Below are 17,680 nucleotides of genomic sequence, written 5' to 3' on the forward strand. Positions count from 1 at the left end.
CGGGGCCACGCCCCGAGTCCCGGCCCGGACAGCGGGCGGGAGGGGCTACACGGCCGTCACCGGTTCCGTGACCTTCACGGGCTCCGTGCCGGCCGCGCTGTGGCGTTCGGCCCAGGTTTCCAGTGCCGTACGGCAGGCGTGGTCGAGGTGGTGCAGGCCGGACAGGTCCAGCTCGACGGGGCGGTCCTGCGGGAGGGCCTCCAGGCTGTCGAGGATCTTCGGCAGGCGCAGGAAGGTCGCGTTGCCCGACAGGTACGCCTGGACGGGGCCGGCGCCCTTGTCGACGACCTCCATCCGGAGGTGCGAGGCCTCCCACGCCGTCTTGGCGACGGCCAGCGCGAGACCGATGAGGACGCCCTCGAACATGCTGACCGCGACGATCGACACGGCCGTGACGACCAGGATCAGCGCCTCGCCGCGGTGCTCGCGCCACAGCCCCGCGATCGCCCGCACGGGTACGAGCTTGGCGCCCGCGTGCACGAGGATGCCGGCCAGCGCCGGGATGGGTATGTACGCCAGCACGTCCGGCAGCAGGGCCGCGAACAGCAGCAGCCACAGGCCGTGCAGCACGCGGGACGCCTTGGTCCGCGCGCCCGCCTGTACGTTGGCCGCGCTGCGCACGATCACCGCGGTCATCGGCAGCGCGCCGAGCACTCCGCAGAGCGCGTTGCCCGCGCCCTGCGCCATCAGCTCCTTGTCGTACTCGGTGCGCGGGCCGTCGTGCAGCCGGTCCACCGCCGCGGCGCTGAACAGCGACTCGGCGGACGCGATCAGGGTGAAGGCGACGATCGTGCCGAGCAGGCCGACCTGTGCCAGATCGCCGAAGGCGGACAGCGACGGCGGCTGGATGGAACCGAGCAGGCCCTGCACCTCGACGGTGGCCACGGGCAGGTTCAGCAGCAGGGCGGCGAGCGTCGCCAGGCCCACCGCGGCGAGCGGGCCGGGCACCGTCCGGACCTTTGCCGGCAACCGCTTCCACAACACCAGCACCGCGATGGTGCCGGCGCCGAGCGCGAGCGACGCCAACGCGTCGGTGTTGCCGGCCGCGTCCACGAGTGCCTCGGGCAGACCGGCGATCTTCTCCAGGCCGGACTCCGGCGCCTTGGTGCCGACCACCGAGTACAGCTGACCGGCGATCAGCACCAGGCCGATTCCGGCCAGCATGCCCTCGACGACCGAGACCGAGATGGCCCGGAAGTAGCGCCCCAGCTTCAGGGCGCCCATGGCGATCTGCAGAGCGCCGGTCGCGAGGACGACGACCCCGAGGGCGGGCAGGCCGAACTCCTGCACGGCCTCGAAGACCAGCACGGTCAGCCCTGCCGCGGGACCGGACACCTGCAGGCTGCTGCCGCGCATCAGCCCGGTGACGAGGCCGCCGACGATGCCGGTGACGAGTCCGAGCTCGGCCGGCACGCCGGAGGCCACGGCCACGCCCACGCACAGCGGGAGCGCGACCAGGAAGACGACGAGTGAAGCGGCGAAGTCCTGCTTGAGGTGGGGGAACCTGGATATTCGGCGGGGGGCTTCGTTGGTCATCGCGGCGCTCACAGGGTCTCGAAGCCGTCGGTGTCCACGCGGTGTTCGCGCACGGCGCCGGTGTGCACCTCGTAGTACCAGCCGCGCACCCTTAGCCGGCCGTCGGCCAGCCGCTTCTCCACGCACGGATAGGAACGCAGCCGCAGCAGCTGGGCGAGCACGTGGTTCTGCACCGCCCGCATGACCGTCGGGTCGTCGGGATCGGCGGCCCCCGGCTCGTCCGCGGCGTGCGCGAGCCAGTCGCGGACGGCGGGGACGCCGTCGAGGTCGTCGCCGCGCACCAGCGCGCCGACGGCACCGCAGTGCGAGTGGCCGCAGACCACGACGTCCTGGACGCCGAGCACCTCGACGGCGTACTCGATGGTGGCCGCCTCGCCGGTGGGGCGGTCGGAGACGTACGGGGGCACGATGTTGCCCGCGGTGCGCAGCTCGAAGAGCTCGCCGGGGCGGGCGCCCGTGATCAGGGCGGGTACGACCCGCGAATCGGAGCAGGTGATGAAGAGGACCTGCGGGGACTGGCCTTCGGCGAGCTTGGCGAACTCCTCAGGGCGCTGTCCGAACGTACGGGCGTTGTCGATGAGGGGCTGCATGACGTGGTGACTCCTCCTGGCGCGCCGCGGGGGCGCGTCGGATGTGCAGGACACAGGACAGGTGGGGGAACTGCTGTTCTGCTCTGCTCTCTCAGCAGCGGAAGACCTGAAGTGCCGCCGGAGAGTGGGCCGTCGAGGATCTCGACGAGCGGTGATGGGGGGCGCCGGGCCGGGCCGGCTGGTGCGCGGCCGCGGGATCCTGCGCCAGCAGCGCGCGCTCGGGCTCCTGGGGCGCCGAGGCGGCGGAGGTGGCGCCGCGGTGGCGGTCACGGGTGCGCAGAGGGTCGGCGGAGCCGGCGGAGCGGTCGCAGTCGCGCAACGTGACGATCTCGTCGCGCTTCGTCTTGCCCGAGAGGGTGATTCCGGGCTGGGTCTTGGCCTCGGCCTGACGCACCGTGTGCGCGTGTGCGAAGGATGACGTAGGAGCGAAGAAGGGGAGGGCGAGCAGGGCGGCGGCGAGGATCGAGATCACGGCCCGGGCCGTCTTACCTCGGAACATGCGCCTCCCTCCGACCTGTTCGCGCTTCTAGTCCAGACCAACGACTGGTCAACGACTGGTCAAGAAACACGGTAACCCTGCAAGGTTGTTTGCAGGGTTAACTGGGCGTTTCGAGAAGAAGTGCGCCTCAAAAGCGAGGGGTGCTTGGCGTGAACCGACTCTTGACCCGGGTGGCCCGGATCGTTTAATGAGCTTCGACGAGTCGCCCCGCGTCGCGGGCCAGCGCAGTGAGCCGGGAGATCGCGCGGAAGTACTTCTTGCGGTAGCCGCCGTTCAGCATCTCCTCGCTGAACAGCCGGTCGAAGGGCAGCCCCGAGGCCAGGACCGGGACCTCGCGGTCGTAGAGCCGGTCGGCCAGAACCACGAGCCTGAGCGCCGTGGACTGGTCGGGCACCGGCCGCACGTCTGTGAGACAGACCGCCTTCAGGCCATCCGTGAGCGCGCCGTAACGGCTCGGGTGGACCTTGGCGAGGTGTTCCAGCAGGTGCGGGAAGTCGTCGAGCGAGGTGCCCTCGGTGGCGTACGCCGCCTTCGTCACCTCTTCGTCGGAGTACGGCGCCGGCGCCTCGGGCAGACCGCGGTGGCGGTAGTCCTCGCCGTCGATGCGCAGCGCGCGGAAGTGCGCCGACAGGCCCTGGATCTCGCGCAGGAAGTCGGCGGCCGCGAATCGGCCCTCGCCCAGCTTGCCCGGGAGGGTGTTGGAGGTGGCGGCGAGCGCGACACCCGCGTCGACCAGCTTCCCGAGCAGCGTGGAGACGAGAACGGTGTCGCCCGGGTCGTCCAGCTCGAACTCGTCGATGCACAGCAGACGGTGCCCGGAGAGGGTCCGCACCGTCTGCTGGAAGCCCAGGGCGCCGACGAGGTTGGTGAGCTCGACGAAGGTGCCGAACGCCTTGAGGGCGGGCTCGGCCGGGGTGGCGTGCCACAGGGACGCCAGGAGGTGCGTCTTGCCGACGCCGTAACCGCCGTCCAGGTAGACGCCACGCGGGCCGGCGGGCACCCTCGTCGCCTTCGCCCTGCCGAAGCCGAGGAACCCCCGTTTGGCGGTACCCGTGGCGTGCGCTCCGCCCAGTCCGGCCGCGAAGCCCTCCAGGACTCCGACCGCCTCGGTCTGACTGGGCTGGTTCGGGTCCGGGATGTATGTGCTGAAACGGACCGAGTCGAAGCGCGGCGGCGGAACCATCTCGGCGACCAGTCGGTCCGCGGGGACATGCGGCTGACGGGTGCACAGGGATGCCGGGGCCGCGTCGGCTATCGGGCCGATGCCGGGGGCGGGGGAGAAGGACGACACGGTTCCCCATGCTACGGGGCGTGCCAGACTGCCTGGCATGCGACGGCTGTTCCCTGTGACCGACCAGACAGCGACGAACGACCGCGGCGGGAGGCCGCCCGGGGCCCCCGGCGAGGGGGGCGGTGCGGCGGCGGACCGCGAGTGGAGCCTCGACGAGCTCGCCGACGCCTACGCCTACCCGGAACCCGGCCCCGGGGAGCCGCGGCCCTGGCTGCGCGCCAACATGGTGTCCACCCTCGACGGCGCCGCCCAGCACGACGGACGCTCGCAGCCCATCTCCACCGCCACCGACATGCGGATCTTCGGCATGCTGCGGGGGCTCGCGGACGTGGTGGTCGTCGGCGCGGAAACGGTACGTCTGGAGGGCTACCGCCCCGCACGCGCGCGTGCCGAGTTCGCCGGGCGGCGCGAGGCGGCCGGGCAGGGGCCCGCACCCGCCGTCGCGGTGGTCACCGCCAGTCTCGACCTGGACTTCTCGCTCCCGCTCTACACCTCGCCGCTGGTGCCCACCCTGCTCCTGACGGGCGCCGCGGCGGCCCCCGACAGGATCGCGGCCGCACAGAAGGCGGGCGCTCAGGTGGTGATCGCCGGTGACGGCATGGGCGTGGACCCGGCCCGGGCCGTGGAGGCCCTCGCCGGACTCGGGCACACCCGGCTGCTGACGGAGGGCGGACCCCGGCTGCTGGGGCAGTTCGTCGCCTCCGGAGTACTCGACGAGCTCTGTCTGACCGTCTCCCCGATGCTCACCGTCGGCGACGCGCAGCGGATCGCGGGCGGGCCGTCGATCGCGGTTCCGCGGCGGTTCGCACTGGCGTCACTTCTGGAGGAGGAGGGTTTCCTGTTCGCGAGGTACCGGCGGCCGTGATGCCGGAAACGGGTTCGATCGCCGCCGAGGGTCCTGAAATCGGCGGAGTAAGCCGTTCCGTTTAGTGTCCGACGGGCACACTGAATCTCGCAGTCCCCGTGCGAGCACGGGGAAGGATGGTTTCCGCAGGGCCGCGAACGGCCCACGCAGGAGAGAGGGCCACGGGGGTCCTCGAAGGAGAATGGGGCGCTGGTGTTCACAAGCGTTTTGATGATCGAGAAGGCCCTGACGTCCGCCGACGTCGAGTTCGTCAGCACCTTGCACGGGGACGAGCCGGTCTTCTTCCACGTGCTGCTCCAGCCTCGGGGCGACCAGGCGGACCGCTTGCTGCGGGCCATCGACGACGTGGCCCTCGGAGAGCTGGACGAGGCAGCGCGGGAGCGGGAGACGCCGGAGGGGGAAGAGGCGAAGGGGTTCGGCGAACGGGCGCTTTCGGTGTCCCTCCAGGCGTTGCACGCGGCGGGCAACGAGGCGGTGGGGCGGCTGGTCGAGGACCATCCGCTGGACACGTTGAAGTCCCTGGTGGGTGAGGTGGGGGCGGACGAGGTGATCGTCCTGACCGATCCCCACTACGTGGAGGAGTTCTTCCACCGGGACTGGGCCTCCCGGGCCCGGCACAGGGTGGGGGTGCCGGTGCTGAAACTCTTCTCGCACAGCAAGGCGTAGGCAGGAAGCGCGCTGGGCGCAGCACACGAGGGAAACGCAGGAAACAGGGTGCTGTCGGAGTGCGGTGCGCCCCTAGGTCGGCCGGGACGGCCCTTGCGGAATAGGGTGGGGGCGCACTCGTCGCCATCACCGCACCCTGGGAGAACACGCATGGCACCCGGCCTTCCTACCGCCATGGACCGACCGCACTTCATCGGCATCGGCGGGGCCGGGATGTCGGGGATCGCGAAGATCCTGGCCCAGCGTGGGGCGAAGGTGGCCGGCAGCGACGCCAAGGAGTCCGGGACCGCGGCGGCGCTGCGCGCGCTCGGGGCGACCGTGCACATCGGGCACGCCGCCGAGCACCTGGCCGACGACGCCAGCTGTGTCGTCGTCTCGTCGGCGATCCGCGCGGACAACCCGGAGCTGGCCCGCGCGGCCGAGCTGGGCATCCCGGTGGTCCACCGTTCGGACGCGCTCGCCCGGCTGATGGACGGGCTGCGTCCGATCGCCGTCGCCGGCACGCACGGCAAGACGACCACCACGTCCATGCTGGCGGTGTCGCTGTCCGAGCTGGGGCTGAACCCCTCGTACGCGATCGGCGGCGACCTGGACGCGCCCGGTTCCAACGCGCTGCACGGCGAGGGCGAGATCTTCGTCGCCGAGGCGGACGAATCGGACCGCAGCTTCCACAAGTACGCGCCCGAGGTCGCCATCGTCCTCAACGTCGAGCTCGACCACCACGCGAACTACGCCTCGATGGACGAGATCTACGAGTCCTTCGAGACCTTCGCCGGGAAGATCGTCCCCGGCGGCACGCTGGTGATCAACGCCGACCACGAGGGCGCCCGGGAACTGACGCGACGCGTCGAGGGCGTGCGGGTGGTGACGTACGGGGAGGCCGAGGACGCCGACGTGCGGGTCCTGTCCGTCGTCCCGCAGGGGCTGAAGAGCGAGGTGAGCGTCCTGCTGGACGGGCAGGAGCTCACGTTCACCGTCTCCGTGCCCGGCCGTCACTACGCGCACAACGCCGTCGCCGCGCTGGCCGCGGGCGTCGCCCTGGGCGTCCCCGCCGCCGAGCTCGCCCCCGCCCTGGCCGCGTACACGGGCGTCAAGCGCCGGCTTCAGCTCAAGGGCGAGGAGGCGGGCGTCCAGGTCATCGACTCCTACGCCCACCACCCGACCGAGATGACGGCCGACCTGGAGGCGATGCGCGCGGCGGCCGGCGACGCCCGCATCCTCGTCGTCTTCCAGCCGCACCTGTTCTCCAGGACACAGGAACTCGGCAAGGAGATGGGCCAGGCCCTGGCGCTGGCCGACGCCTCCGTCGTCCTCGACATCTACCCCGCCCGCGAGGACCCGATCCCGGGCGTGACCAGTGCGCTGATCATCGACGCGGCCCGGGCGGCGGGCGCGGACGTCACGGCCGTGCACGACAAGGACGAGGTGCCCGCCGTGATCGCGGGAATGGCGAAGGCCGGCGATCTCGTTCTCACCATGGGCGCGGGCGATGTGACGGACCTGGGCCCGCGCATTCTGGACCGTCTTTCCAGCTGAGGGGCTGAGCTCATGTCGTACGACGTCGAAAAGCCGGACGAGCAGTGGCGGGCGGAGCTGACCCCGGCCGAGTACGCCGTCCTGCGCCAGGCCGCGACCGAGCCCGCGTTCACCGGTGAGTACACCGACACCAAGACCCGGGGCGTCTACTCCTGCCGAGCCTGCGGCACCGATCTGTTCACCTCCGAGACCAAGTTCGACTCCCACTGCGGCTGGCCGTCCTTCTTCGACCCGAAGGACACCGACGCGGTGGAGCTGATCGAGGACCACTCGCACGGGATGGTGCGCACCGAGGTGCGGTGCGCCCGATGCGGTTCCCACCTCGGGCACGTGTTCGCCGGGGAGGGGTACGCCACCCCGACCGATCAGCGGTACTGCATCAACAGCATCTCGCTGCGGCTGGCGGCGGACGAGAGCTGACGAGGGCCGACGTGGCCGACGCGGCTCACAGGTGCTCGCGCTGCACCAGCGCCGACAGCACCAGCATCCCCGGCAGCAGGGGCAGCCAGACCGTCAGCACCCGGTAGCCGATGACCGTCGCCGTGGCCAGGCCCAGCGGGGTGCCGTAGCCGGCCAGGGTGAGGACCAGGGCCGCGTCGACGGGACCGATCCCGCCCGGCGCGGGGACGGCTCCCGCCGCGGTGCTCGCCGCCAGGTGGGCGAAGAGCAGCTGCGCCCAGGAGAGGGGCACGCCCAGCGCCGTTCCCACGGAGGCCACCACACTCGCCTGGACCAGCGGCGCCGCGACCGCTCCGCCCCACAGGGGGAGGAAACGGGAGGGGCGGGTGTGCAGGTGCCGGACGTCGGTCAGGGCCGTACGCACGAAGTCCAGGGCGGGGCGGCGCAGCGGCCGTACGAAGGCGAGCAGCACCGCGGCCGCCGTGGGGGCCAGTAGCAGGCCCACGGCGGCCAGGAGCAACGTCCGTCCCTGCGGCAGGAGTTGGGCGGCGGGTACGGCGCTGGGCGCGGCGATCAGGAAGACCAGCACCACGGGCGTCTTCGCCACGGCTCTGACCAGGGAGTACAGGGCGATCGAGGCAGTGGCGCGGGGGAGCGGGACGCCCTGGCGTTGCAGAAAACGGACGGTGACCGCGTGGGCGCCTATGCTCGCCGGCAGCACGTGATTCGCGGCGCCCGCGGCGATCTGGGAGGCCACCAGCAGGCCCGGCGGCAACCGGTCCGGGATCGCGCCCTGGCGGACACAGGCCGCGACGACGGCACCCAGATAGGTGAAGAGGAGCCCGGCCAGCAGCCACAAGGGATCGGCGGTGGCCAGCCGGGCGGTGCCGTCGCGCACGGCGTGCCAGTCGACCGCCGCCCACACCACCAGGAGCAGCAGCGGGAGCAGGCCGAGGGCGCGGCGGGTGGCGGCGGACGTCAGGGGGCGGGGGCGGTCGGCCGCGAGCGGGAGCGGGGGCGGGGTCGCGGGCTCGTCGAGGGGCAGCAGGGACACGGCGCACGTCGTCCTTCCGCGTCGTGACCGCACGCGGCGGCTTGACGGATCGGGGTTGGGCCTGCCTAAGGAGGGGGACGGGGGAGTCGTTCCCCTCCGGTGTGACGGTGCGGTGTCCGGAAGCCGACGGAGTGCGGGCCGAAGGGCGACCGCGGTGCGGTGAGGCGGGGGAGGCACGGTGAGGCTGTGGGATTTCTGCCCATACCCCCCGGAGTTCATCCCGGACGTCCCCCGAGGTTCACCCGGCCCGCAGCACCGTCGGCGCCTCCCGCGCGATCCGGTCGGTCGTCCCCCGGCCTGTCGTCGTGCCGTGGCCGCCCGGGAGCCGCCCGGTCCTGCGGTACCGCCCGTGACGCCTCTGCCGGCAGCTGTTCCGCGCCCGCGCCCCACCCTGAGCCGACGACCGGTTCGGCGAGGTACGTCGCCATGTCCTCGACGCCCGGCACGGGGCGGGCGGACGGTCCCGCAACGCCGCGGCCATCAGCGCGTCGACGTCGCCCCCCCGCCAGGGGCCGCTCGCTCCTGTACCGCACGCCGGCGGGCGGGGGACGGGAGGGCGCCGTCCCCTGCCGTCGGCGGGCTCAAGGACCGGGCCGTGCCCGGCGCAGCGTTCCTGGCACACCACTCACCGGCTGCCGAGCTCTGCGCTCACCGCCTTCCGGTTCACTGGTGGTCGGGTTCTGGGTTCGGTGTCTTCCGGCTCACCGGCGGCCCGCTCTGCGCTCGTCGTCTTCCGGCTCACTCTCCTCGTTCGCCGGACGCCCGTTCACCCGTGGGTGGTGCCGGTGGTCGGTGCCGTCGGGAGCGTCACCGTGAACTCCGTCGCTCCCGCCTTGTTGCCCAGCTCCAGGGAGCCGCCGTGCGCGCGCACCAGAGAGCGGGCGACCGACAGGCCGAGGCCGCTGCCGCCGCGGTCGCGGCTGCGGGCCTTGTCGACGCGGTAGAAGCGGTCGAAAACGCTTTCCCGGTCGCCGGGCGAGATGCCCGGGCCCTGGTCGGTGACATGGACCTGTGCGGTTTCCGGGGTAACGGTTACCCCGACGGAGACCGGGGTGCCGGCCGGGGTGTGCACGGCCGCGTTGGTGAGGAGGTTGTCCAGGACCTGGCGGATGCGGTGCGGGTCCATCCGCAGCGGTACGGCGGCCGGGCCCGGGGACACCGTCAGCGGATGCCCGGGGTGGCTCGCGCGGAACGCGTCGGCCGCCTGCTCGACCAGCTCCACCAGGTCGGCGTTCTCCATCCGCAGAGGCGTCTCCACCTCGGCCGCGTCCAGCCGGGCCAGCAGCAGGAGGTCGTCGAGGAGGACGCCCATCCGGGCGGCCTCGGCGCGCAGCCGGGCCAGGTGCTTGTCCCGCTCCTCGGGCGCGTTGGCGGCCGCGTACTGGAAAAGGTCCGCGTAACCGCGTACCGACATCAGCGGCGTGCGCAGCTCGTGCGAGGCGTCGGCGACGAAACGGCGCAGGCGCTGCTCGGCCTCCGCGCGCACGGCGAGGGAGTCGTCGATGTGCTCCAGCATCGTGTTGAAGGCCGTGCGCAGCTCCTCCACCTCGGGGCCGCCGCCCGGCGCGTCCGCGCGCAGGGGGAGGCGGGACGCCGACTCGGTGAGGTCGTGCGAGGCGATGCCGTGCGCGGTGTGCGCCATGTCGCTCAGCGGTTTCAGGCCGCGCCGCAGCAGCGCCCGTCCGAACACCACGAGGGCCAGCAGCGCCAGGCCGAAGGTGACGACCTGGATCGTGATCAGCTGCCGGACGGTGGCCTCGAGGTTGTCCATGGGCGCGCCGCTGACCAGCACCACTCCGGGTTCCACTTCGCAGGCGCGCAGCCGGTACGTGCCCTGGCCCGCGAGGTGCGCGGTGCGCAGTACCTCCGTGTCGGCGACGGCCTGCGCCTTGGCCAGGGTGGTGAGGTCGTCGACGTCCTCGGGCAGGTCACCGGGGTCCTCGGGCTTGCGCAGCACGGGCTTGCCGTCCCGTACGTCGTACACGGCGTAGTACCAGCCCCAGTACTTCTTCCCGGTCAGCGAGCCGGAGTCCACGATGCTCTTGGACTGCGCGACCTGGGCGATCGCGAGTTGGTCGTTGAGCTGGGCCGACAGATAGTCCCGCATATAGGTCGTCAGCGCCGTGCCGACGACCGCGAACACCACCAGCGACAGCGCGCCGAGCCCCAGCGCCATCCGCGTGCCGAGCCGCAGTCTGCGGTACGACCGCCAGAGTCGGCCGATCACTCGGCCGCCTGCCGGATCACGTATCCGAAACCGCGTACCGTCTGGATCAGCGGGTCGTCGCCCGTCGCGTCGAGCTTGCGGCGCAGCCGACTGACGACCAGCTCGACGACATTGGAACGGCCGCCGAAACCGTATTCCCACACATGGTCGAGGATCTGTGCCTTGGTGAGCACGGTCGGGGACTTGCGCATCAGGTAGCGCAGCACCTCGTACTCGGTGGGCGTGAGCGTCAGCAGCTTTCCGCCGCGCCGGACCTCCCGGGTGTCCTCGTCCATGGTGAGATCCGACACCCGCAGCACCGAGCGCTGGAAACCGGGACCGGCGCTGCGCCGCAGCACGGTCCGCAGCCGGGCCATCAGCTCCTCCACGGCAAACGGTTTCACCAGGTAGTCGTCGCCGCCCCGGGTCAGCCCCGCGACCCGGTCGGCGACCCCGTCGCGAGCCGTGAGGAACACCACCGGCACCATCGTCCCGGTGTTCCGCAGCCGGTCGAGCACGCCGAAACCGTCGATGTCGGGCAGCATCAGGTCGAGCACCACGATGTCGGGACGGAAGTCGGCGGCGCGGCGCAGCGCCTCCTCACCCGAGTTCGCGGTGACCGCGTCCCAGCCCTCGTAGCGGGCGACCGTCGCCACGAGATCGGCGATCGGCGGGTCGTCGTCCACGACGAGGAGTCGTACTTTTTCCACCTGCACATAGTGCGCCACCGGCCCCACAGCGCCAGACCCGCGTCTCACGCGCACCCCAATCGATAAGATCTTGAAAGTTGTACGACAGGAAAACGACAGCGAAGCACGGACAAGCTCTGTGTTCTGAGGACCCGATCTAGGAGTTTCCGTCCGTGACGACCGTCCAATCGCCTCCCGTACCCCCCACGGCGATACGCCCCAAAGTAGTGGCCCGCACCGGCTTGTACGCCGTGCTGGCCGCGAACGCGGCCGTCGTGACCCTCTTCGCAGTCCAGGCGGGCTTCGCCTCCAACGCGCTCGTCGTGATCGGCCGCTTCGCCGGCCTGTACGGCGCGCTGCTGATGGCGTTCCAGCTGCTGCTGGTGGCCCGGCTGCCCTGGCTGGACCGCCGCATCGGCATGGACCGGCTCACCAACTGGCACCGCTGGACCGGCTTCGGCCTGCTGTGGACGCTGGTCGGGCATGTGGTGTTCATCACCTTCGGCTACGCCGAGTCCTCCTCGATGAACCCGGTGAGCCAGCTCGTCGACCTCGCCGAAACCGTCGAGGGTGTGCTGCGGGCCGCCGTGGCGGTGGTGCTGATCCTGGTCATCGGCGGCGCCTCCGCCCGCTGGGCCCGCCGCCGCCTCGCCTACGAGACCTGGCACTTCATCCACCTGTACACGTACGTCGCCGTGGTGCTGGCCTTCACCCACCAGGTCGCGGTCGGGACGACGTTCACCGCGTCCTCCGCCGCCACGACGTACTGGTACGCGGTCTGGGGCGTCGCCCTCGGCTCCGTCTTCCTTGGCCGGCTGATCCTGCCCCTGTGGCGCAACTGGCGCCACCAACTGCGCGTCGAGGCGGTCGTCCCCGAGGCCGACAACGTCGTAAGCGTGTACATCACCGGTCGTGACCTGGACCGGCTGCCTGCCCGGGCGGGCCAGTTCTTCCTCTGGCGGTTCCTGACGAAGGACCGCTGGTGGCAGGCGAACCCCTTCTCCCTGTCGGCCGCGCCCGACGGCACCCGCCTGCGCCTGACCGCGAAGGCGGCCGGCGACGGCTCCGCGGGCCTGCGCCACATCAAGCCCGGCACCCGCGTCTTCGCCGAGGGCCCCTACGGCGCCTTCACCGCGATGCACCGCACCCGCCCGGAGTCCCTGCTCATCGCCGGCGGCGTCGGCGTCACCCCGATCCGGGCGCTGCTGGAGGAGATCCACGGCCACGCGGTGGTCATCTACCGGGTGGCCGGCGAGCGCGATGCCGTCCTCTACGACGAGCTGCGCGAGCTGGCCGTCGCCAAGGGCGCCGAGCTGCACCTGGTCACCGGGCCGCCGGTGCCCGACCGGCTGGCGCCGCGCGAACTCGCCGCGCTCGTGCCGGACATCGCGGAGCGGGACGTCTTCCTGTGCGGGCCGCCACCGATGATGAACGCGGTCCTCGGTACCCTGCGCGAGCTGGACGTGCCCAAGACGCAAGTCCACTTCGAGCGCTTCAGCCTGGCGGGATGAGAGAGACGACGTGAAGCGAGCAATACCTGTCCTGGTCCTGTCCGTGGCGGGCCTGATCCCGGTCTGGCGCTACGAGCCGTCGACCGGTGCGACGTCCACCACCGAGGCCGCCTCGACACCCTCCGTGTCCTCCTCCACCTCCTCCTCGGGATCGACCACCTTCACCGGTACGACCGTGACCACGGAGAAGGGTGACGTCCAGGTCCAGGTGACCTACGACGGCGACAAGATCACGGCTGTGAAGATGCTGAAGCAGCCGAACCACCCGCAGACGACGGCGGCGGTGCCGAAGCTGATCGCGGAAACGCTGACGGCGCAGAGCGCGGACATCGACACCGTTTCCGGCGCGACGCTCACCAGTGACGGTTACAAGGAGTCCCTCCAGGCGGCCATCGACGCGCAGGCGGCCTCCGCCTCGGCGTCCCCCACGGCGTCGGCCTCCGCCTCGGCCTCGACCGCCGCGTCGCAGACCGTCGCGGGCTCGACCGTGAACACCGAGAAGGGTGACGTGCAGGTCCAGGTCACCTTCGCAGGCGACAAGATCACGGCCGTGGAGATGCTGAAGCAGCCGAACCACCCGCAGACGACGGCGGCGGTGCCGAAGCTGATCGCGGAAACGCTGACGGCGCAGAGCGCGGACATCGACACCGTTTCCGGCGCGACCATCACGAGCGACGGTTACAAGGAGTCCCTCCAGGCCGCGATCGACGCGAAGGGCGCCTGACGTGCACCGCGTCGAACACGTCATGGGGTTTCCGGTCTCGCTGCGGGTCGACGACACCGTCGTCCCCGACGAGGCCGGGGACGCCGTGTTCGCCTGGCTGCGCGAGGTAGACGCCCGGTTCAGCCCGTTCAAGGCCGACAGCGAGGTCTCCCGGTACGACCGGGGCGAGCTGTCGGCCGACGAGCTGAGCGCCGACCTCGTGGAGGTCCTCGACCTCTGCGAGCGGTACCGGGTGGCCACCGGCGGTGCCTTCGACGTCCGGCTGCCCGGCCGCGGCCTCGACCCCTGCGCCGTGGTCAAGGGCTGGTCCGTGCAGCGGGCGGCCGAACTGCTGACCGGCGCCGGACTCAGCCGGTTCTGCCTCAACGCCGGGGGCGACGTGGTCGTGTCGGGCGGACCGTGGCGGGTCGGCGTACGGCACCCCGATATCGCCGACAAGCTGTGCACCGTCCTCGACCTCACCGACGCGGCGGTCGCGACCTCCGCGCGCTACGAACGCGGCGACCACATCCTCGACGGCCGCACCGGCCGCCCCGCCACCGGCCTCGACAGCCTCACCGTCGTGGCCCCGACCCTGACCGAGGCCGACGCCGTCGCCACGGCCGCCTTCGCCCAGGGCGCGGAGGGTGTCGAGTGGGCGGCGGCGCGAGAAGGCTGCGAGGTGTACGCCGTACTGCCCGGCGGGCACGTGCTGCGCACCGGCGGATTCCCGACGGCGGGGGCGGCAGCGGCGTGAGTGTCGCGGCGGAGGCGCTGGGAGCGGCCGTCTGGTTCCTCGGCTGGGGCGCGGCGGCCTCGCATGGACGTCGGGACGGACAGTCCGACCGCACTCACGCCAACGCCGGTGCCGCTGACCGACGTTGACGGTGCTGCGGTGCTGCGGTGCTGCGGTGCGTGTGGGTGTCGCCGGCCGGGCCGCTCCGGTGAACGTTCAGGGCGGGCTTCAGGACAAGCGGAAGGCGGGCCGCCGGTGAAACCGGCGGCCCGCCCCTTTGCGTGTATGACCCACGCCGTACGAGGTTTTCAACTGACGTCGGAGGCGTCCAGGCGGTAGAGACCGCTGTAGTCGGAGACGGCGGTGCCGTTCGCCTTGACCCAGGTCGAGATCTCGGAGTTCGAGGATCCCTGGCCGCTGTCGCCGACGACGATGTAGTGCAGCTTGCCCGCCTTCACGAGGCTCTTCAGCTTGGCGAGCGTCATCGCGTTGTCGCTGCCGGACCAGCCGCCCATCGAGATGACCGGCTCGCCGGACTCCAGGATGATCGAGGAGGCCGTCTGGTCGGTGGCCACCGCCACCAGCCAGCTCGCGCCGTCCTGGTTCTTCTTCAGGTACGTGATCATCGCGGACGACACCTGGGTGCCGCCGCCCATGCCACCACCGGTGAGCTCTTCGGCACTGCCGGACTCGGCCGTACCCGACTCGGTGGAGCCGGACCCCGTCGTACCGGACTCGGTCGTACCGGTCTCCGTCGAGTCCGACTCCGTCGAGTCGCCGGTGTTCGACGGGGGCTGGCCCATTTCCTGGCCGTCGCCCGAACCGCTGGGCGCCTCACCGGAGTTGGTGCCCGGCCCGCCGTTCGTACCGCTGGGCCGCTGGCCGCCGCCCATGCCGCCGCCGGTGTTCGGGCCGGCCGTCGGGTTGGTGCCGTTGGTGCTGGAGGCGGCGGCCGAGGCCGAGTAGGCGGCGGGACCGGCGAGCAGCGCCACGACCGCCGCCAGAGCCGCGACACCCATCAGCTGCTGCCGCTTCGTGAACCGGCCGACCAGCAGCCCGATCACCGCGGCGGCTCCCGCGACACCGGCCACGATCTCGGCGACCGTGTACAGCGTCCCGGAGCCGGAGACCCGCTGGAGCAGGACGACCGCCCACACCGAGCTCGCCGCGACCGCGGCCGGCAGCACCCATCCCCACTTTGCCGCAGAGCCCTTGCGGAAAGCGTTGTAGAGCATGACGCCGCCCGCGCCGGCGACGGCCGCGATGCCGGGGGCCATGGCGGTGACGTAGTACGGGTGGAAGGTGCCCTCGGCGAGGGCGAAGGTCAGGTAGTGGAGGACGAACCAGCCGCCCCACAGCATCAGCGCGGCGCGCTTGGCGTCGGTACGGGGCGCCCGGCCGCGCAGGACCAGGCCGGCCACCAGCGCGATCGCCGCGAAGGGGATCAGCCAGGAGATCTGGCCGCCCATGATGTCGTTGAACATCCGGTACAGGCCCGCCTCGCCGCCGAAGCTCGCGCCGTTGCCCTGCGAGCCCACCGACGAACTCGCCCCGAAGATACGGCCGAAACCGTTGTAGCCGATGACCAGGTCCCAGACCGTGTTGTCGGTCGAACCGCCGATGTAGGGGCGGGAGGAGGCCGGGATCAGGTCGACGACCACCATCCACCAGGCGCTGGAGACGACCAGCGCGACCGTGCCGACCGCAAGGTTGCGTATGCGCTTGCCCAGCGACGCGTTCGCGGCCCACAGATACACCAGGAAGAACGCGGGCAGGACGACGTAGGCCTGCATCATCTTCGTGTTGAACGCGAAACCGATGGCGACACCGGACCACACCAGCGGCATCAGCCGTCCGGTGCGCACCGACTTCAGCAGCGCGGCCGCGCCCAGCAGCATCAGGAAGACGAGGATCGGGTCGGGGTTGGTGTCCCGGGTGATGGCGACCGTGATCGGGGTGAGCGTCAGCGCCAGCGCGGAGATCGTCGCCGCCACCGCGCCGAAGTCACGCTTGACCAGTCGGTGCAGAAGCGCGACGGAGCCGGTTCCCACGGCGACCATCGGCAGCATCAACTGCCAGGTGCCGTATCCGAAGGCGCGGGCGGACAGGCCCATCACCCACAGGGCGAAGGGCGGTTTGTCGACGGTGATGAAGCTGCCGGAGTCCAGGGCGCCGAAGAAGAACGCCTTCCAGCTCTTGGTGCCGCTGTAGACGGCCGCGTCGTAGAACGTGTTGCCGGTGATCGAGGAGAGGTTCCAGGCGTAGAGGGCCGTGGCCAGTACGAGGATCGCCCACAGGGCCGGGCGGGCCCAGCGCGGGTCCTCGGGGGCGCCGGTGAACAGGCGCCTGGCGCGCGAGGCGAGTCCGCCGTCGGCGGGCGGAGCCGCCCGGTGGCGGCGGCCGTCCTCCTGGACGGGGGCGGGCGGCGGGGCGAGGGTCGTCATGACGCGTACTCCAGGTGGGTGTTCGCCCCGGTGGGCTGGACGGCGGGAGAGGCGGTGCGCGCGGCCGGCACCTGCGGGGTGCTCGTGCGGCGGGGTACGGCGGGGATACGGGTGCGGCCGGTGAGGGTGGAGCGGAGCATCCGGCCCATGCCCTTGAGGTCGTCGACGGCCGTACGGACGATGTCGACCCGGCTGTCGGGGTCGTCGGTCCAGTCGACCGGCACCTCGTGGACGCGGAGCCGGTTGCGCTGGGCCAGGACCAGCAGTTCGGTGTCGAAGAACCAGGCGGTGTCCTCGATGTGCGGGGCGAGCGCGCGGAAGACGTCGGCGCGGACGGCCTTGAAGCCGCACTGCGCGTCCGAGAAGCGGGCGCCGAGCCCCGCCTTCAGCAGCAGGTTGTAGGAGCGGGAGACGAACTCCCGCTTGGCGCCCCGGACCACCGCCGCCTGGCGGTGCAGCCGGCTGCCGATCGCGAGGTCGCTGTGGCCGGACAGCAGCGGGGCGACCAGGGGGAGGAACGCCTCCAGTCCGGTGGAGAGGTCCACGTCCATGTACGCGACGACATCGGCGGCAGAGCGGTTCCACACGTGTTTCAGGGCGCGGCCCCGGCCCTTCTGCTCCAGACGCACGGCGTGCACGTGCGGGAGACGGAGGGTCAGGTCGGTCGCCACGTACCAGGTGTCGTCCGTGCTGGCGTTGTCCGCGACCGTGATGCGGAACGGGAACGGGAAGGACTCTTCGAGGTGTGCGTGGAGACGGCCGATGCTGTCGGCGAGGACGTGGGCCTCGTTGTACACCGGCACCACGATCTCGACCGACCGCTGCCGGACGCCTCCCGCGTTCGTTTCGTTCATGGCCCTGACGATCGGGGCCGTGTCTGGGGGATCCCTGAGCCGCTCCTGAGGGAAGAGTGAGAATCAGCGGACTCACAGGTTGCGCACAGACGGAATCCCTT

Annotated in this window: 16 protein-coding genes; 7 read left to right on the top strand and 9 right to left on the bottom strand. The window is 71.6% G+C overall.

All coding sequences use genetic code 11. From position 1 onward, the window contains the following. Nucleotides 1-45: 45 nt before the first annotated feature. The 4 genes from OG289_RS37630 to zapE form a co-directional block, all read right to left on the bottom strand. The gene (locus OG289_RS37630; protein WP_327318481.1) at nucleotides 46-1,536 is read right to left on the bottom strand and encodes a SulP family inorganic anion transporter; all 1,491 of its coding nucleotides are present in this window, start codon (nucleotides 1,534-1,536) and stop codon (nucleotides 46-48) included. An 8-nt stretch (nucleotides 1,537-1,544) separates the two neighbouring features. After that, entirely contained in the window at nucleotides 1,545-2,126 is a 582-nt protein-coding gene (locus tag OG289_RS37635) for a carbonic anhydrase (protein ID WP_327318482.1), read from the bottom strand. Between the two features lie 91 nt (nucleotides 2,127-2,217). Beyond that, nucleotides 2,218-2,625: a hypothetical protein gene (locus OG289_RS37640; RefSeq protein WP_327318483.1), complete on the bottom strand. Its 408-nt coding sequence runs from the start codon at nucleotides 2,623-2,625 to the stop codon at nucleotides 2,218-2,220. 184 nt (nucleotides 2,626-2,809) lie between these two features. Beyond that, nucleotides 2,810-3,955, bottom strand: a complete 1,146-nt coding sequence (gene zapE / locus OG289_RS37645; protein WP_442819016.1) for a cell division protein ZapE — start codon at nucleotides 3,953-3,955, stop codon at nucleotides 2,810-2,812. On the opposite strand from zapE, the gene OG289_RS37650 reads away from it, so the two are divergent. The 4 genes from OG289_RS37650 (at nucleotide 3,954) to msrB (ending at nucleotide 7,403) form a co-directional block, all read left to right on the top strand. Then, complete coding sequence (locus tag OG289_RS37650) at nucleotides 3,954-4,781, top strand: pyrimidine reductase family protein (RefSeq protein ID WP_327318485.1); 828 nt, start codon at nucleotides 3,954-3,956, stop codon at nucleotides 4,779-4,781. The two genes, zapE and OG289_RS37650, sit on opposite strands and share 2 nt — an antisense overlap. Before the next feature lie 192 nt (nucleotides 4,782-4,973). After that, nucleotides 4,974-5,447, top strand: a complete 474-nt coding sequence (locus OG289_RS37655) for an indole-3-glycerol phosphate synthase (RefSeq protein ID WP_327318486.1) — start codon at nucleotides 4,974-4,976, stop codon at nucleotides 5,445-5,447. 150 nt (nucleotides 5,448-5,597) lie between these two features. Beyond that, nucleotides 5,598-6,983, top strand: coding sequence for a UDP-N-acetylmuramate--L-alanine ligase (gene murC / locus OG289_RS37660; RefSeq protein WP_327318487.1), 1,386 nt, complete (start codon nucleotides 5,598-5,600; stop codon nucleotides 6,981-6,983). Between the two features lie 12 nt (nucleotides 6,984-6,995). Next, entirely contained in the window at nucleotides 6,996-7,403 is a 408-nt protein-coding gene (gene msrB / locus OG289_RS37665) for a peptide-methionine (R)-S-oxide reductase MsrB (RefSeq protein ID WP_327318488.1), read from the top strand. Nucleotides 7,404-7,428: 25 nt separating this feature from the next. On the opposite strand, the gene OG289_RS37670 is transcribed toward msrB, so the two are convergent. From OG289_RS37670 to OG289_RS37680, 3 genes are all read right to left on the bottom strand, one after another. Further along, nucleotides 7,429-8,436, bottom strand: coding sequence for a lysylphosphatidylglycerol synthase transmembrane domain-containing protein (locus OG289_RS37670; RefSeq protein ID WP_327318489.1), 1,008 nt, complete (start codon nucleotides 8,434-8,436; stop codon nucleotides 7,429-7,431). A 766-nt stretch (nucleotides 8,437-9,202) separates the two neighbouring features. After that, nucleotides 9,203-10,663: a sensor histidine kinase gene (locus OG289_RS37675; protein ID WP_327318490.1), complete on the bottom strand. Its 1,461-nt coding sequence runs from the start codon at nucleotides 10,661-10,663 to the stop codon at nucleotides 9,203-9,205. After that, nucleotides 10,660-11,352, bottom strand: coding sequence for a response regulator transcription factor (locus OG289_RS37680; RefSeq protein WP_327318491.1), 693 nt, complete (start codon nucleotides 11,350-11,352; stop codon nucleotides 10,660-10,662). Before OG289_RS37680 ends, OG289_RS37675 begins: the two co-directional genes overlap by 4 nt. Nucleotides 11,353-11,504: 152 nt before the next feature. Here OG289_RS37680 and OG289_RS37685 point away from each other — a divergent pair, with 152 nt between their 5' ends. From OG289_RS37685 to OG289_RS37695, 3 genes are read left to right on the top strand one after another with little or no spacing between them, the layout of a single operon-like run. Further along, nucleotides 11,505-12,842, top strand: a complete 1,338-nt coding sequence (locus tag OG289_RS37685) for a ferredoxin reductase family protein (protein ID WP_327318492.1) — start codon at nucleotides 11,505-11,507, stop codon at nucleotides 12,840-12,842. Nucleotides 12,843-12,852: 10 nt separating this feature from the next. After that, a complete protein-coding gene (locus OG289_RS37690; RefSeq protein ID WP_327318493.1) occupies nucleotides 12,853-13,566 on the top strand; it encodes an FMN-binding protein in 714 nt (237 codons plus the stop codon). A 22-nt stretch (nucleotides 13,567-13,588) separates the two neighbouring features. Further along, entirely contained in the window at nucleotides 13,589-14,302 is a 714-nt protein-coding gene (locus tag OG289_RS37695) for an FAD:protein FMN transferase (protein ID WP_327320929.1), read from the top strand. Nucleotides 14,303-14,589: 287 nt separating this feature from the next. On the opposite strand, the gene OG289_RS37700 is transcribed toward OG289_RS37695, so the two are convergent. Together OG289_RS37700 and OG289_RS37705 are read right to left on the bottom strand one after the other, a co-directional pair. Next, nucleotides 14,590-16,725 carry an ArnT family glycosyltransferase gene (locus OG289_RS37700; RefSeq protein ID WP_327318494.1) on the bottom strand — a complete coding sequence of 712 codons (2,136 nt, stop codon included), beginning with the start codon at nucleotides 16,723-16,725 and terminating at the stop codon, nucleotides 14,590-14,592. Then, nucleotides 16,722-17,579, bottom strand: coding sequence for a dolichyl-phosphate beta-glucosyltransferase (locus OG289_RS37705; protein ID WP_327318495.1), 858 nt, complete (start codon nucleotides 17,577-17,579; stop codon nucleotides 16,722-16,724). The genes OG289_RS37700 and OG289_RS37705 overlap by 4 nt, the downstream gene beginning before the upstream one ends. Nucleotides 17,580-17,680 lie beyond the last annotated feature (101 nt).

Source organism: Streptomyces sp. NBC_01235 (assembly GCF_035989285.1).
Taxonomy (GTDB): Bacteria; Actinomycetota; Actinomycetes; order Streptomycetales; family Streptomycetaceae; genus Streptomyces.